14 protein-coding genes are annotated in these 13,585 nt (G+C 72.7%); 9 read left to right on the forward strand and 5 right to left on the reverse strand.

The window, feature by feature from the left end; translation table 11 throughout:
- From AC32QD_RS02985 to AC32QD_RS03010, 6 genes are all read left to right on the forward strand, one after another.
- A complete protein-coding gene (locus tag AC32QD_RS02985) occupies positions 1–504 on the forward strand; it encodes a MaoC family dehydratase (RefSeq protein ID WP_492008996.1) in 504 nt (167 codons plus the stop codon).
- Positions 504–1,490: an NADPH:quinone oxidoreductase family protein gene (locus AC32QD_RS02990; RefSeq protein ID WP_492008997.1), complete on the forward strand. Its 987-nt coding sequence runs from the start codon at positions 504–506 to the stop codon at positions 1,488–1,490. The genes AC32QD_RS02985 and AC32QD_RS02990 overlap by 1 nt, the downstream gene beginning before the upstream one ends.
- Positions 1,487–2,011: a hypothetical protein gene (locus tag AC32QD_RS02995; protein WP_492008998.1), complete on the forward strand. Its 525-nt coding sequence runs from the start codon at positions 1,487–1,489 to the stop codon at positions 2,009–2,011. Before AC32QD_RS02990 ends, AC32QD_RS02995 begins: the two co-directional genes overlap by 4 nt.
- An 88-nt stretch (positions 2,012–2,099) precedes the next feature.
- Positions 2,100–3,032, forward strand: a complete 933-nt coding sequence (locus tag AC32QD_RS03000) for a 2-hydroxyacid dehydrogenase (protein WP_492008999.1) — start codon at positions 2,100–2,102, stop codon at positions 3,030–3,032.
- A 326-nt stretch (positions 3,033–3,358) separates the two neighbouring features.
- A complete protein-coding gene (locus AC32QD_RS03005) occupies positions 3,359–3,694 on the forward strand; it encodes a hypothetical protein (RefSeq protein ID WP_492009000.1) in 336 nt (111 codons plus the stop codon).
- A 150-nt stretch (positions 3,695–3,844) separates the two neighbouring features.
- The gene (locus tag AC32QD_RS03010) at positions 3,845–4,123 is read left to right on the forward strand and encodes a DUF4242 domain-containing protein (protein WP_492009001.1); all 279 of its coding nucleotides are present in this window, start codon (positions 3,845–3,847) and stop codon (positions 4,121–4,123) included.
- Positions 4,124–4,156: 33 nt separating this feature from the next.
- On the opposite strand, the gene AC32QD_RS03015 is transcribed toward AC32QD_RS03010, so the two are convergent.
- A complete protein-coding gene (locus tag AC32QD_RS03015; RefSeq protein ID WP_492009002.1) occupies positions 4,157–5,899 on the reverse strand; it encodes an adenylate/guanylate cyclase domain-containing protein in 1,743 nt (580 codons plus the stop codon).
- A 129-nt stretch (positions 5,900–6,028) separates the two neighbouring features.
- On the opposite strand from AC32QD_RS03015, the gene AC32QD_RS03020 reads away from it, so the two are divergent.
- Both AC32QD_RS03020 and AC32QD_RS03025 read left to right on the forward strand, forming a co-directional pair.
- Positions 6,029–6,814, forward strand: coding sequence for an enoyl-CoA hydratase-related protein (locus AC32QD_RS03020; protein ID WP_492009003.1), 786 nt, complete (start codon positions 6,029–6,031; stop codon positions 6,812–6,814).
- Entirely contained in the window at positions 6,811–7,950 is a 1,140-nt protein-coding gene (locus AC32QD_RS03025) for an amidohydrolase/deacetylase family metallohydrolase (RefSeq protein WP_492009004.1), read from the forward strand. Before AC32QD_RS03020 ends, AC32QD_RS03025 begins: the two co-directional genes overlap by 4 nt.
- Positions 7,951–8,078: 128 nt before the next feature.
- On the opposite strand, the gene AC32QD_RS03030 is transcribed toward AC32QD_RS03025, so the two are convergent.
- Genes AC32QD_RS03030 through AC32QD_RS03040 form a run of 3 tightly spaced genes read right to left on the reverse strand, consistent with a single transcriptional unit; the run spans position 8,079 to position 10,878 of the window.
- Entirely contained in the window at positions 8,079–9,407 is a 1,329-nt protein-coding gene (locus AC32QD_RS03030; protein ID WP_492009005.1) for an amidase, read from the reverse strand.
- Positions 9,400–10,269, reverse strand: coding sequence for an isocitrate lyase/PEP mutase family protein (locus AC32QD_RS03035; RefSeq protein ID WP_492009006.1), 870 nt, complete (start codon positions 10,267–10,269; stop codon positions 9,400–9,402). The genes AC32QD_RS03030 and AC32QD_RS03035 overlap by 8 nt, the downstream gene beginning before the upstream one ends.
- Before the next feature lie 24 nt (positions 10,270–10,293).
- Positions 10,294–10,878, reverse strand: a complete 585-nt coding sequence (locus tag AC32QD_RS03040; protein WP_492009007.1) for a DUF3228 family protein — start codon at positions 10,876–10,878, stop codon at positions 10,294–10,296.
- Positions 10,879–10,970: 92 nt separating this feature from the next.
- Here AC32QD_RS03040 and AC32QD_RS03045 point away from each other — a divergent pair, with 92 nt between their 5' ends.
- Positions 10,971–12,539: a 4-hydroxyphenylacetate 3-hydroxylase family protein gene (locus AC32QD_RS03045; RefSeq protein WP_492009008.1), complete on the forward strand. Its 1,569-nt coding sequence runs from the start codon at positions 10,971–10,973 to the stop codon at positions 12,537–12,539.
- 282 nt (positions 12,540–12,821) lie between these two features.
- On the opposite strand, the gene AC32QD_RS03050 is transcribed toward AC32QD_RS03045, so the two are convergent.
- The coding region (locus tag AC32QD_RS03050) for a TRCF domain-containing protein (RefSeq protein ID WP_492009009.1) at positions 12,822–13,585 on the reverse strand (764 nt) is incomplete at its 5' end.

Raw genomic sequence — 13,585 nt, forward strand, 5'->3', positions numbered from 1 at the left:
ATGGCAAGCCTGGGCGCCGAGCCTGAGACGGGGAGTGCGGGAGGCAGCGTGACGCTGGCCCAGCTGCGCGCGCGCACCGGCGCGGAGATCGGCGTCTCGTCCTGGTTGCCGGTGACGCAGGCCGAGATCGACGCCTTCGCCGACCTCACCCACGACCACCAGTACATCCATGTCGACCCGGCGCGCGCCGCCCAAACGCCGTTCGGCGGCACCGTGGCGCACGGCTTCCTGACGCTGGCGCTGCTCAGCCGCTTCGCCTACGAGGCGCGGCCGGCGATCGCGGGCACGCGCCTGAGCGTGAACTACGGCTTCGACCGCGTTCGCTTCGTCGAGCCGGTGCCGGCGGGCGCGCGGCTGCGCGGCCGTTTCCGGCTGGCGCGCGTCGAGGACAGCGCCCCCGGCGAGGCCACGCTGCACTGGCAGGCGACCGTCGAGATCGAGGGCGCCGGGCGCCCCGCGCTGGTCGCCGACTGGATCACCCGCGTCTACCTGGAGACTGCCTGATGCGCGCGCTGGTCGTCGAGGAGTTCGGCCCCTATGCGGGCCACGCCATCCGCGAGCTGCCCGACCCGGAGCCCGGCCCCGGCGAGGTGATCATCGAGACCCGCGCCATGAGCGTCAACTTCCCCGACTACCTGATGATCGAAGGCCGCTACCAGCACAAGCCGCCGCGCCCCTTCGTCGCCGGGCTGGACTGCGCCGGGGTGGTGCGCGCGGTGGGCGCGGGCGTGACCCGCACAGCCCCCGGCGAGCGGGTGCTGGCCACCCTGCGCTCGGGCGCCTTCGCCACCCTGGTGCGCGCGCCCGAGGCGAGCGTGTGGCCGATACCCCGGTCGATGAGCTTCGAGGACGGCGCCGCCTTCGGGCTGGTCTATCTGACCGCGCATATCAGCATGATCGAGAACGCCGGCGCCGAGGCCGGCGAGACCGTGCTGATCACCGGCGCCTCGGGCGGCGTCGGGCTTGCCATGGTGCAGTTCGGCGCCGCCAGGGGCATGCATGTCATCGCCGGCGTGACCAGCGAGGAGAAGGCCCGGCTGGCGCGCGAGAACGGCGCCGAGGCCACCGTCGACCTCGCCGCCGAGGGCCTGCGCGACAGCCTGCGCGAGGAGGTCTACGCGCTGACCGACGGCCGCGGCGTCGACCTCGTGGTCGACATGGTGGGCGGCGACGTGTTCGACGCCGCGATCCGCGCCATCCGGCCGGGCGGGCGCATCGCCATCGTCGGCTTCGCCTCGGGCCGCATTCCCCAGATCAAGGCCAACTACCTGCTGATCAAGCGGCTTACCGCGATCGGCTCGCCGCTGACGCGGGGCCGCGCCGACGCTGCCGAGCTGGAGGACCGGGCGATGCGCGAGCTGCTGGCGCTGCACGAGGCCGGGAAGCTCAAGCCCGTGATCTCGGCCCGCCTGCCCTTCGACAAGTGGCGCGAGGCCTTCGCCCGCTTCGCCGAGCGCCGCGTCACCGGCAAGATCGTGCTGCTGCCATGAAGGGCTTCGGCGAGCGCCCCACCGTGCCGCTGGAAGCGTTTCTCTCCCGGCTCCCGACGGAGGAGGCGGCCGAGGCGCGCGCCGCGGCCGGGCAGATCGACGCGCTCGAGCGCCGCATCGGCCCGCCGGGCTGGTTCGAGCGCAACCTGGTCGGCTTCGGGCTGGGCGCGCTGGTGCTGTTCACCGCCGGCCTCGTGCTGCTCGCGCTGCGCGCGTCGGGGCTGATCCACTTCGCTGGGCCGGACCTGGTCGTGCCGCTGCTGGCGGCCTTCCCGGCGCTGGTGCTGGCCTATCTGTGGTCGGTGCGCGGGCGCACCCGGCTCGACCACGAGAAGATGGCGCTGAACGAGCGCCACTTCCTGCCCCATGGCGGGGCCTATTTCGGCGCCCGCGAGGGCCGGCGCACGGTGACCCGCGTCACCCCGCCCGGCCAGGACGCGCCCGAGGACGCGCCCACCCTGAAGGAGCGCACCGAGGCGCTGCACGCCCGCGCGACCCGTGGCAGGCGGTCGCTGTGGTGAGCGGCGAGACCCGCACGGTGCTGGTGCAGGGCCGCATCGCCGCGCCCCGCGCCGAGGCGCTGCGCGCCCGGATGGGCGCCGGCTTCAGGTGCTGAGCTGGACCCCGGAGGCGGACGCCCCCGAGGCATTCGCCGCGCTGGCTGCGAAGGCCGATGCCATCGTCGGCGGCGCCCCGCCGGTGCAGCCCTGGCCGCCGGTGCCGCGGCTCAAGCTGTTCCAGATCCCCTGGACCGGGCACGAATGGACGGGCCCCGAGCGCATGCCCCAAGGCGTGCCGGTCGCCAACTGCTTCGAGCACGAGACGGCGATCGCGGAATATGTGCTGCTCGCCATGCTGGAGTGGCGCATCGGGCTTTGCCGCATGGACGCGCGCTTCCGCCGCGAGGGCTGGGGCGGGCGCGGCGTCGCCAGCGGCCCGCGCCACGGCGAGGTCAGGGGCGCCAGCCTGGGCATCCTCGGCTATGGCCATATCGGGCACGAGGTGGCCCTGCGCGCCCGCGCCTTCGGCGTGCGGGTGGCCGGCATCCGGCGCACGCGCCTGGCCTGCCCGCCCGAGCTCGACTGGCTCGGCACCCCCGACCGGCTCGACGAGCTCATCGGCTGGAGCGATTTCCTGCTTCTCGCCTGCGACCTCAACGACGAGACCCGCGGCCTGATCGACGCGGACCGGATTGCACGCATGAAGCCCGGGGCGGTGCTGATCAATGTCGGGCGCGGCAAGGTGGTCGACGAGGCCGCGCTCTACGCCGCGCTGGCCGGGCGGCGCATCGGCGGCGCGGTGCTCGATGTCTGGTGGCAGTACAACGAGGCGGGCAAGCCGGAGGTCTGGCCCTCGGCCTATCCCTTCCAGGATCTCGACAATGTGATCTGCTCGCCGCACGAATGCGCCGCGACCGATGCGGCGCTCGAGCGCCGCTGGGACTTCGTGGCGCTGAACCTCGAGCGCGTGGCGCGCGGCGAGCGGCCGGAGAACGTGCTGTTCGTGGGCACCCAGAACCAGAGCCAACTCCCATCAAGGTAGACGGGTTGCCCCCGGAGAGGAGGATCGCGCCCGACCGGGTGGGCGCGATCCGGCGCCGACGCGCCGGCAAGGCAGGTGAAAAAAGTGGCCCTCGGAGGTCGGGCAACGCTCGAGGTCGCGGCCTCGACCGACCGCGGGTCGGGACTTGCCGGCGACGGCCCACGCGGTTGACTCGCCCGCACCCGGATCACTAGGTTGCACACGGTGAGACGCCCTGAGCAAGCCTGCCGGCCCCAGCGGCAGATGGCTTCGCACTGAGCACACGGCTCGGCGCGGGGCCTTTTTGTTTGCGGCGCCGCCCCCACCCCCGGACAAGGAGACCCAGCATGAAACTCAGCGCCGCACAGCAGGCCCATGTCGAAAGCCAGCTCGGCATCGAGGCCCTGCCCCAGGAGAACCCGGCCATGCCGAAGCTGACCGAGGTGTTCGGCGAGCACACCTTCTTCGTCGATGCCGACGGGCTCAACGTGGTCGAGGAGCACCCCGCCGACGAGAACCCGAACGGCGTGGTGATCAAGCTGGCGAGCTGGGCCGAGGACCACACGCAGCTGCGCGTGCACGAGCCCGAGGTGCTGCCGGTGACGGTGGAGCTGGCGCGGCCGAACGGCCCCGACGGCTCGGCCGCACCCGACGGCTCGGCCGGCCCCAACGACGCCGCCTGAGCAGCGGCCCCCCGCGCGGCTGCGGCGGCGCGGCCGGCCCCGGCGATGCCGCGCGCGCCCGTGCGCCCCTTTGTGGCGAGCGCAGCGGCGGTGCCCTATCTGTGACTCAGACGGGGGGTTGCGCCGGGTCCACGAACCAGGGAGGCGCCCATGGGGCTGCAAACCTTTATCGTCGAGCGCGACATCGCCGATGTCGGCAAATTCGACCGCGAGCAGCGCGCCAGCCGCGGCGGGGGCCCCCAGGAGTCCTCCCCCGCGGTCGAATGGCTGCAAAGCTTCGTCTCCGACAACAAGAGCTTCTGCGTCTACCGCGCCGGGAGCGCCGAGGAGGTCCGCCGCCACGCCGAGCGCAGCGGCTTCCCCGCCATCCGGGTGACGCCGATCCGCAAGGTCATCGACCCCAAGTCGGAGATGACCGGCCCGAAATGACCGGCTGAGGCGCCTGCGGGCCGCCCGGCGGCCTCAGGCCGCCGCGATGCCCGCCTTGACCAGCCCCTCGCGCAGATGCGCGAGGTCCGCCTCCTCGGCGTAGTGCATGGTGCCGAGGAAGGTCTCGAGGTCGAACTCGGGCTCGAGCGCGCGGATGCGCGCCACATGCGCCTCGGCCGCCGTGCGGTCGCCGAGCCAGCCATAGGCGGCAGCGACGAAGGCGTGCTGCAGCACCTCCATCTTCGAGACGTGCATGAAGGCCTCCACGGCCTCCCCGTACTGGCGCGCGGTGAACTGCGCCCGGCCCAGATGGCTCCAGAACCGCTCGGGGTGGTGCGGATTGAGCTTCATCGCCTTAAGGATCCACTCGATCCCCTCCTCGGGCCGGCCGAACCAGGTCAAAAGCTCGCCCATCTGCACCACCACCAGGTCGTAGTTGGGGTTGAGCGAGAGCGCCCGCTCCTGGTGGTAGCGCGCCTTGTTGAGATCGTTGCGGGTGACGTTGATGGCGCACAGGATGCGGTGCACGTCGGCATCGTTGTCGTCGAGCGACAGCGCGATCTCGAGCTCGGAGACCACCTCGGCGAAGGTCGCGTCCTTGTCCTCGCACCAGCCATAGACCCAGGCCTGGCCCATGATGCAGCCGCGCCAGGCGTGCGCGTGGGCGTATTCGGGATCCAGCGCGAGCGCGCGCGCGATCAGCTTCTGCGCCTCCTCGTTCTCCTCGCGGCTCGAGCGGTGGTGGCGCACCTTGGCCGCCAGCACCAGCTCATAGGCGACCATGCTCGAGGGCGGCTTGCGCGTGATGCGCTCGCGCTGCGCGGCCTCCACCCGGCCCGGCAGGGTGGCGACGATCGCCGCCGTCACCTCGTCCTGCAGCTCGAAGATGTCCTCGACCTTGCGGTCGTAGCGCTCGGCCCAGATATGCGCGTCGGTGGCCACGTCGATCAGCTGCACCGTGACGCGCAGCCGGTTGCCGGACTTGCGCACGCTGCCCTCGACCACGAACTGCGCGCCCAGCTTCTGCGCCACCTCGCGGATGTTCACCGACTGGCCCTTGTAGACGAAGGTGGAGTTGCGCGAGATCACGAACAGCTCGTGGTGGCGCGCCAGCTCGGTCAGGATGTCCTCGGTCAGCCCGTCGACGAAGAACTCCTGCTCGGGGTCGCCCGACATGTTGGCGAAGGGCAGCACCGCCACCGAGGGCTTGACCACCGCCTGCTTCGCCGCGCCGACCTGGGCCCCCGCGCCGGCCTGCCCGGCGTCGTACACGACCTGCCACACGCGGATCGGCCGGCTGATGTTCTTCAGGTTCTTCTCGCCCAGGTCCTCGAACGCGACGTCGAGCCGGTCCGAGACCTGCTCGTAGACCGCCTGGGTCACGCAGATGCCGCCGACCTCGGCCAGGGGCTCGATGCGCGCGGCGACGTTGACCCCGTCGCCGTAGATGTCGCCGCCCTCGAAGATGATGTCGCCCAGGTTGATGCCGATGCGGAAGCGGATGCGCCGGTCCTCGGGCACGTCGGCATTGCGCCGCTTCATGCGCTCCTGGATCTCAACGGCGCATTTGACCGCGTCGGCCACCGACTGGAACTCCACCAGCATGCCGTCGCCGGTGGTCTTGATGATGCGGCCCTGGTTCTTGGCGATGGCGGGGTCGATCAGCTCGCTGCGGTGCGTCATCAGGCGCGCGAGGGTGCCCCGCTCGTCGGCCTCCATGAGCCGCGAGTACCCCGCCATGTCGGCGGCAAGGACGGCGGCGAGACGGCGCTCCATTGCTCTCCCCTTCGCCGGCCAAATCTAGCGGTTGCGGCCCCCGGAATCCATGCATTTCGGGACCGGGCCGCTTGTGCCGGGCCGCGCCCTCGGCTTTAGTCGTTCGCAGCAGCGAAGCCCGGAGGCCGCATGCACGACGCCGGCACCGTCGAGGTCGCGCCCGAGGCGCGCAGCGGGGGCCGCGTGGCGCGGCTCGCGCTCGCCAACCCGCGCAAGCTCAACGCGCTCAGCCCCGCCCTGATCGCCGCGCTCGAGGCGCGGGCCGAGGCGGCGGCGGCGGACGCATCGCTGCGCGCCGTGATCCTTGCCGGCGCGGGCGGGCGCGCCTTCGCCGCCGGGGCCGATCTGAACACGCTGGCCGCGCTCGACGAAGCCGGCGCCCGCGCCTTCATCACCGCGCTGCACCGGGCCATCGACGCGGTGCGCCGCATCCCCGTGCCCGTGGTGGCGATGCTGCGCGGCCCCTGCCTGGGCGGCGCCATGGAGCTGGCCGCCGCCGCCGACATCCGGGTGGCCGACCCGACACTGGCCTGCGGCATGCCCGAGGTGCGCGTCGGCATCCCCTCGGTGATCGAGGCCTGCCTGCTGCCGCGCCTCATGGGCTGGGGCAAGGCGGCCGAGCTGGTCCTGACCGGCGAGACCATCGGCGCCGAGGCGGCGCACAGGCTGGGCTTTGTCCAGCGCCTCGCCGCACCGGGCGCGCTCGAGGCGGAGACCGACGCGGTGGTCGATGCGATCCTCGCCGCCGGCCCCGGCGCCGTCCGCGCGCAAAAGCGCGTCCTGCACGGCTGGGAGACGCTGCCCCGGCCCGAGGCCATCGCGCGCAGCATCGACGAGTTCGCCGCCAGCTATGCCACGCCCGAGCCGGCGGCGCGCCTCCGCGCCATCCTGGCCCGCAGGAAGGAGAAGACATGACCCCCGAGCTGATCCTGCGCGGCGGCCGCGTGATCGACCCCTCGCAGAGCCTCGACGCCGTAGCCGACGTGGCGTTTGCCGATGGCAAGGTCGCGGGCGTGGGCGCGCGGATCGAGGCCGGGCCACAGACACAGGTATGCGACGTGGCGGGCCGGATCGTCAGCCCTGGCCTGATCGACCTGCACACCCATGTCTACTGGGGCGGCACATCCCTGGGCATCGACGCCGAGGAGTTCTGCCGCCGCTCGGGCGTGACCACCGCGGTCGATACCGGCTCGGCGGGACCGGGCAACTTCGCCGGCTTTCGCAAGCACGTCATCGAGCCCTCCGCCGTGCGCATCCTCGCCTATCTGCACGTCTCGTTCGCCGGCATCTTCGGCTTCTCGCGCACGGTCATGGTGGGCGAGAGCCAGGACATCCGGCTGATGGCCCCGCGCGAGGCGGCCGCCGTGGCCGACGCCAACCGCGACGTGATCATCGGCATCAAGGTGCGGCTGGGGCGCGGCGCCTCGGGCGACCAGGGCATGGCGCCCTTCGAGCACGCGCTGCAGACGGCCGAGGAGGTCGGCCTGCCCCTGATGGTCCACATCGACGAGCCGCCGCCGACCTACGAGGAGCTGTGCGCGCGCCTGAGGCCCGGCGACGTGCTGACCCACTGCTTCCGCCCCTTCCCCAACGCCCCCCTGACCGCGCAGGGCACGATCAAGCCGGCGGTGCGCGCGGCGCGCCAGCGCGGCGTGCTGTTCGACGTCGGCCACGGCAAGGGCTCGTTCGCCTTCAAGACGGCGCGGGCGATGCTGGCGAACGGGTTTTTGCCCGACACGATCTCGTCGGACGTGCACGCGCTGTGCATCGACGGCCCGGCCTTCGACCAGGTCACCACCATGTCCAAGTTCCTGTGCATGGGCGTCGAGCTGCCCGAAGTGATCCGCCGCTCCACGGTCAACGCCGCCACGGCCCTGAAGCGCCCGGAGCTCGGCAGCCTGAAGCCGGGGAGTGTGGGCGACGCGACGATGCTGAGCGTTGCCGAGGGGCGGTTCGACTATGTCGACGTGGTCGGCGAGCACATGACGGGGGAGCGGCGCATCGTCTCCGAAGGCGTGGTCCTCGGCGGCCGCTGGTGGTGGCCCTCGTAGGGCGGGGTTCACCCCGCCATCCGGCGCCACCAAGAAGCATGGCGGGCTGAAGCCCGCCCTACATCACTCACGTGATCCGCCTTATGGATCAGTGGCTTGACCCCGTGTCCACATGTGGACACCCGCCTTCACGCCGCCCCGACCCGGTCCTCTAGCCAGCGCGCCACACGCAAAAGCGGGCCGTCGGCGCCCCGCGGGGCCACAAGCTGCACGCCCAGCGGCAGGCCGTCGACCTCGATCAGCGGCAGGCTCACCGCCGGCATGCCGAGCCAGGTCCACAGGGCGTTGAAGGTGGCCTCGCCGGTGCTCTCGAGCCCCGCGGGCGCCGGGCCCGGCGAGGCCGGGGTCAGGATCGCGTCGAAGCGGGCGAGGACGGGGGCGAGCGCGGCGTCGACCGCCTCGCGCCGCGCCACCGCCTCGCGGACCGCGGCCTCGGGTATCGCCCGGCCCTGTGCCACCAGCTCGCGCAGCCGCGCGCTCATCAGCTCGCCATCGGCGTCGGCCAGCGGACCGTAGTGCCGGCCCATGCCATGAAGCTGCACGGTGCGGTGCCAGCCCCAGGCATCGGGGATCGCGGGGTCCGGGGCCACCTCCTCGCAGTCCGCCCCAAGCGCCGCGGCGAAGCCCTCGATGGCTGCGCGCATCCGCGCCTCGCCCCTCTCCCACACGGCCGTGCGCAGGAAGCCCAGCCGCGGCCGGCGGGGCAACCCCTGCCCCGCCATGTGGGCGAGCGGCAGGCGCGAGCGGGGGCCGCAGTCCGGGTCCGCCGGGTCGGAGGCCGAGAGCGCGTCGGCCACCAGGCCGAGGTCCTCGACCGAGCGGGCCAGAACGCCGACGGTGTCGAGCTCGTCCGCCTGCAGCGTCACGCCGGCGCGCGAGATCAGGCCGAACCTGGGCTTGAAGCCGTGCACGCCGCAATAGCTCGCCGGCCGGATCACCGAGCCGCCGGTCTGCGTGCCCAGGGCCGCGGGCACCATGCCCGCGCGCACCGCCGCGGCCGAGCCCGAGGACGAGCCGCCCGGCGTATGCGCCGGGTCCACCGGGTTGCGCGTTGGCCCCGGCACGCGGTTGGCCAGCTCGGTCGTCACCGTCTTGCCCAGGATCACCGCTCCGGCATCCCTGAGCGCGCGCACGCAGGCCGCGTCCCGGTCCGGCCGCCGCCCGGCATGGCCGCGATAGCCGTTCTCGGTGGGCATGTCGGCGGTGTCGATGATGTCCTTGACGCCGACGGGCACGCCGTGCAGCGGCCCGACGCCGTAGCCGCGAGCGAGCTCGGCATCGCGCGCCTGCGCCTGCTGCATCGCCAGCCCGGGGTCGAGGAAGGCCCAGGCGCGCAGCCGGGCCTCGCACGCCTCGATGCGGGCGAGGCAGGCCGCCACCAGCTCGGCCGAGGACAGCCGGCCCGCGGCGATCCTCCGCGCCGCCTCGGCAGCCGAGAGGTCGGCCGGGTCAGTCATCCCCGGGTTCCATGAAATCGCCGATCCAGCGCTGGTAGTCGTGGCGCCGGGTCAGCCGGTCCATCAGGCCCTTCGGCGCCAGCTCCGGCAGGTCGGGGGGCTCCACCCCGTCGCGCTGCGCCTTCAGCGTGGCGTGCATCGCCTGGATGGCGGCGGGCAGCGTCGGGTGGCCGCGCAGGCACACCCTGACGCCGTGCGCGGCCAGCTTCTCCGCGCTCATGCTGTGCCAGGCCCGGCCCTCCATGACCAGCGGAACCGGCACCTCGGCGGCCACCGCCGCGACCTCCTCGGCGGTCTCGACGCCGAGCAGGAAGACCGCGTCGACCCCGGCCGCGGCATAGGCCCGCGCCCGCGCGATGGCGTCGTCGAGCGAGGTGATGCGCGCCGCGCCGGTGCGCCCGACGATCACCAGCGCCGGGTCGCTGCGTGCCGCCAGCGCCGCGCGCATCTTGCCCACGCCCTCCTCCACGGCGAGCAGCCGCGCGGCGCCGCCCTGCCCGAAGGCGCGCGGCAGGGCGGTGTCCTCGATGCTCAGCGCGGCGACGCCGGCGGCCTCCAGCTCCTCGACCGTGCGCATCACGTTCAGCGCGTTGCCATAGCCGTGGTCGGCGTCGACCATGACCGGCAGCGCGCTGGCGCGGCCGATGCGCCGGCACTGGCCGGCGAGCTCGGTCAGCGTCAGCACGATCAGGTCCGGCGCGCCGAGCACCGCCAGCGAGGCCGACGACCCGCCGACCATGCCGATCTCGAAGCCCAGATCCTCGGCGATACGCGCCGACAGTGCGTCGAAGACCGAGGCTGGCACCAGGCAGCGGTCGCCACCGAGGTATTCGCGGAATCTCTCGCGGCGCGCGCGGTACATGCGGTCTCTCCCCCCGGGTGTCGTCTATTCCGTCGTTTTCACCGTCGCGTGGGCGTCCCAGAACGCCACCGCCGCGTCGTATTTCGCCCGGTCGACCGGGATCCCCAAGCCGCCCTCGGCCCGGCCGAGGGCGTTGCGCCACTGGGTGATCGGCGGCATCGGCGGCTCGACCGGCTCCAGCGTGCCGATCACCGAGACGATGCCCCAGTCGCAATCGGGCACGGCCTGTTCCTCGACATAGTCCGCCGCCTCGGCGACCAGCTGGGCGTGGCTGTAGAGGATCAGGTCCAGCCAGCGGGCGACGGGGGCCTCGACCTCCGCCGCGTCGAACCAGCGCTCCAGCACCGCCATCTCGCCCTCGCGCCGCCTGGCATAGCCCGAGCGCAGCAGCGCCCGGTTCGCCATGCTGATCGGTGCGAAGCCGCAACGGGTGGGCGAGTCGTTCGCCAGGAACAGGTGCTGGCAGAACGGCGCATAGCCCTCGACCTGCCGCGTGTCGGAGGCATTGCAGCGCCTGACCAAATCATCGGGCGAAAGACCGACGATCCGGGTGCCGCTGGCGCGCGGCTCCCAGTTCCGCAGGGCGAAATCCGTCATGGCGATACGCATTCGCGGCTTTCCTCCCCTCCGCCGAGCACAACATTTCACGCCCTTCGGAGCCATGCTAGGGTTTCCGGCGAAACACCGGAAGGATCACGACGATGATGACGGGCGAGGAATACCGTGAGTCCCTGAGACGGCTGAACCCCCGCGTCTTCGTCAACGGACGGCGGGTCGAGGACGTCGCCACGGCCCCCGAGCTGGCGCCCGGCGTCGCTGCCGTCGGCGTCACCTACGACCTCGCCCACGACGCGCGCTATGCCCACCTGATGACGGCGCGGGGCGAGGACGGCGGCCCGGCCGGCAGAACCGTCAACCGCATGGTGGCGATCGACCGCGGGCCGCAGGACCTGATCGAGAAGCTCGAGGCCGTGCGGCTGGTCTGCCGCGAGGTCGGCTGCGCCCAGCGCTACCTGACCCACGACGCCTTCGGCGCCATCCACCAGGCGACCCACGCCATGGACGCCGAGCTGGGCACCGACTACCACGCCCGCTTCCGCGCCTATCTGGCGCAGGCGCAGGCCGGGGACGCCGCGCTCGGCGTCGCCATGACCGACGGCAAGGGCGACCGCTCGCTCAGGCCGCACCGGCAGCCCAATGCCGACGCCTATGTCCACATCTCCGCGCGGCGACAGGGCGGCATCGTCATCCGCGGCGCCAAGGCGATCGTCACCGGCGCGCCCTACATGCACGGACTGATGGTCATGCCCTGCCGCACCATGACCGCCGAGGACGCCGACTTCGCGGTGTGCTGCGCCGTGCCCCTCGATGCCGAGGGCCTGACGCTGGTCTCCCGCCCCGCCGGGCGGCCCGGCGAGGCGGCGGCGAAGTTCTCGGCCAAATACGGACAGTGCACGGCGGTGGCCATCTTCGACGACGTCTTCGTGCCCTGGGAGCGGGTGTTCATGGCCGGCGAGTGGCAGCACACGCAGCGGCTGGTCTCGGCCTATGCAACGCACCACCGGCACTCGTGCATCGGCGCGCGGGCGGGCTTCGGCGACCTCCTGATCGGCGCCGGCGTGCTGGCGATCGAGAGCCTCGGCCTCGACGCGGAGCGCACCCGGCACCTGCGCGACGACCTGATCGAGCTGATCAAGATCGTCGAGGGCTGGTACGCCTGCGGCGCGGCGGCCTCGATCTACGGCTTCGCCCACCCCTCGGGCGCGGTCCAGCCAGACGGGGTCTTCGCCAATGTCGGCAAGCTGATGATGGCGACTCAGATCTACGACCTGCATCGGCTGGCGCACGAGGTCTCGGGCGGCATGGTGGTGGCCCTGCCCGGCCCCGAGGAGGACCACAACCCCCAGACCCGCGGCGACCTGATGGCGATGCTGGGCACGCGGCCGGACGTGCCCTACGACAAGCGCGCCGAGGTCATGCGGCTGATGAACGACCTCACCGCCTCGGACACCGCCGGCTGGATGTCGGTGATCTCCCTGCATGGCGGCGGCAGCCCCGAGGCGATGCGGCGCGAGATCTACCGCTACTATCCGCTGGAGGAGCGGCGCCGGCTGGTCGAGCGGCTGCTCGACCGCGGCGCGCTGGACCTGGGCCAGACCCCCTCGAAGCAGCCCGCGCGCTGCTGCCCGGTGGGCTGCCAGGTGCCCCAGACGCCGCGGCTCGGCGACGCAGGGGACGCGAGCCCCTCCTCCGACTGGGCGGCACAGTGACGCAGCCCGCCGCCAGGCCGCGCGGCCTGGCCCCGGCCCCGCCTGCAACCACGCGTCAATTCGCCGGCAAGCATCGGGCAGCCGGCCCGCATGAGGCGCCAGCACTGCGCCGGTTGCAGCAGAAAACAGTTGCAACCGCGAACTGTACGTTGTCTCATTTCGGGACAGAGCGCTGGCTACTCGGAGATGTCGGCCTCTTCCCGAAGCGATTTGTGCCACGTGTCGACCGCGCCGGTCCGCCGGCGCGGTCGGTGCGTCTTGTGGCCGGTTCCAGGGCGGCTCCTAGGCCGCCTCCCGCGCCGCCTCGGCGATCTTGGCCAGCTCGCGCGCGACCTGGAAAGCGCCCTTGACCCGCTCGGCGTCGCCGGTCCAGTCGCGGCGCACCACCAGGCGGTTGTCGCGCACCTTGGCCAGGCCCCGCTGCTCCTGCATGAAGGCGGCCAGCCCGGCGGGGTTGGCGAAGCGGTCGTCCCTGAACTGGATCGTCGCCCCCTTCGGGCCGGTGTCCATGCGCGCGATGCCGGCGCTCCGGCACAGCGCCTTGATACGCACGACGCGCAAAAGCGTCTCGACCTCGGCGGGCAGCTTGCCGAAGCGGTCGTGCAGCTCGGCGGCGAAGCCCTCGAGGTCGCGCCGCGTCTCGAGCCCCGAGAGCCGGCGGTAAAGCCCCAGCCGCACGTCGAGGTCGGGCACGTAGTCCTCGGGGATCAGCACCGGCACGCCAAGGCTGATCTGCGGCGCCCAGGTCTCCTCGGGCTCGACCGCCTGGCCGGTCTCGCCGGCGCGGATGCGCGCGATCGCCTCCTCCAGCATCTCCTGGTAAAGCTCGTAGCCGACCTCGCGGATATGGCCCGACTGCTCCTCGCCCAGCAGGTTGCCGGCGCCCCTTATGTCAAGGTCGTGTGAAGCCAGCGTGAAGCCCGCGCCCAGCGTGTCCAGCGAGCCCAGCACCCTGAGCCGCCGATCGGCCTGCGGCGTCAGCGGCTTTCGGGGCTCGGTCGTCAGGTAGGCATAGGCGCGCAACTTGGCGCGCCCGACCCGGCCGC

The sequence above is a fragment of the Thermohalobaculum sp. genome, assembly GCF_058622915.1.

Coding starts and splice junctions, on each gene's coding strand:
- AC32QD_RS02990 (WP_492008997.1), top strand. CDS start 504: ATGCGCGCGCTGGTCGTCGAGGAGTTCGGCCCCTATGCGGGCCACGCC.
- AC32QD_RS03015 (WP_492009002.1), bottom strand. CDS start 5,899: ATGGAGCGCCGTCTCGCCGCCGTCCTTGCCGCCGACATGGCGGGGTAC.
- AC32QD_RS03010 (WP_492009001.1), top strand. CDS start 3,845: ATGGGGCTGCAAACCTTTATCGTCGAGCGCGACATCGCCGATGTCGGC.
- AC32QD_RS02995 (WP_492008998.1), top strand. CDS start 1,487: ATGAAGGGCTTCGGCGAGCGCCCCACCGTGCCGCTGGAAGCGTTTCTC.
- AC32QD_RS03035 (WP_492009006.1), bottom strand. CDS start 10,269: ATGTACCGCGCGCGCCGCGAGAGATTCCGCGAATACCTCGGTGGCGAC.
- AC32QD_RS03005 (WP_492009000.1), top strand. CDS start 3,359: ATGAAACTCAGCGCCGCACAGCAGGCCCATGTCGAAAGCCAGCTCGGC.
- AC32QD_RS03020 (WP_492009003.1), top strand. CDS start 6,029: ATGCACGACGCCGGCACCGTCGAGGTCGCGCCCGAGGCGCGCAGCGGG.
- AC32QD_RS02985 (WP_492008996.1), top strand. CDS start 1: ATGGCAAGCCTGGGCGCCGAGCCTGAGACGGGGAGTGCGGGAGGCAGC.
- AC32QD_RS03045 (WP_492009008.1), top strand. CDS start 10,971: ATGATGACGGGCGAGGAATACCGTGAGTCCCTGAGACGGCTGAACCCC.
- AC32QD_RS03040 (WP_492009007.1), bottom strand. CDS start 10,878: ATGCGTATCGCCATGACGGATTTCGCCCTGCGGAACTGGGAGCCGCGC.
- AC32QD_RS03025 (WP_492009004.1), top strand. CDS start 6,811: ATGACCCCCGAGCTGATCCTGCGCGGCGGCCGCGTGATCGACCCCTCG.
- AC32QD_RS03030 (WP_492009005.1), bottom strand. CDS start 9,407: ATGACTGACCCGGCCGACCTCTCGGCTGCCGAGGCGGCGCGGAGGATC.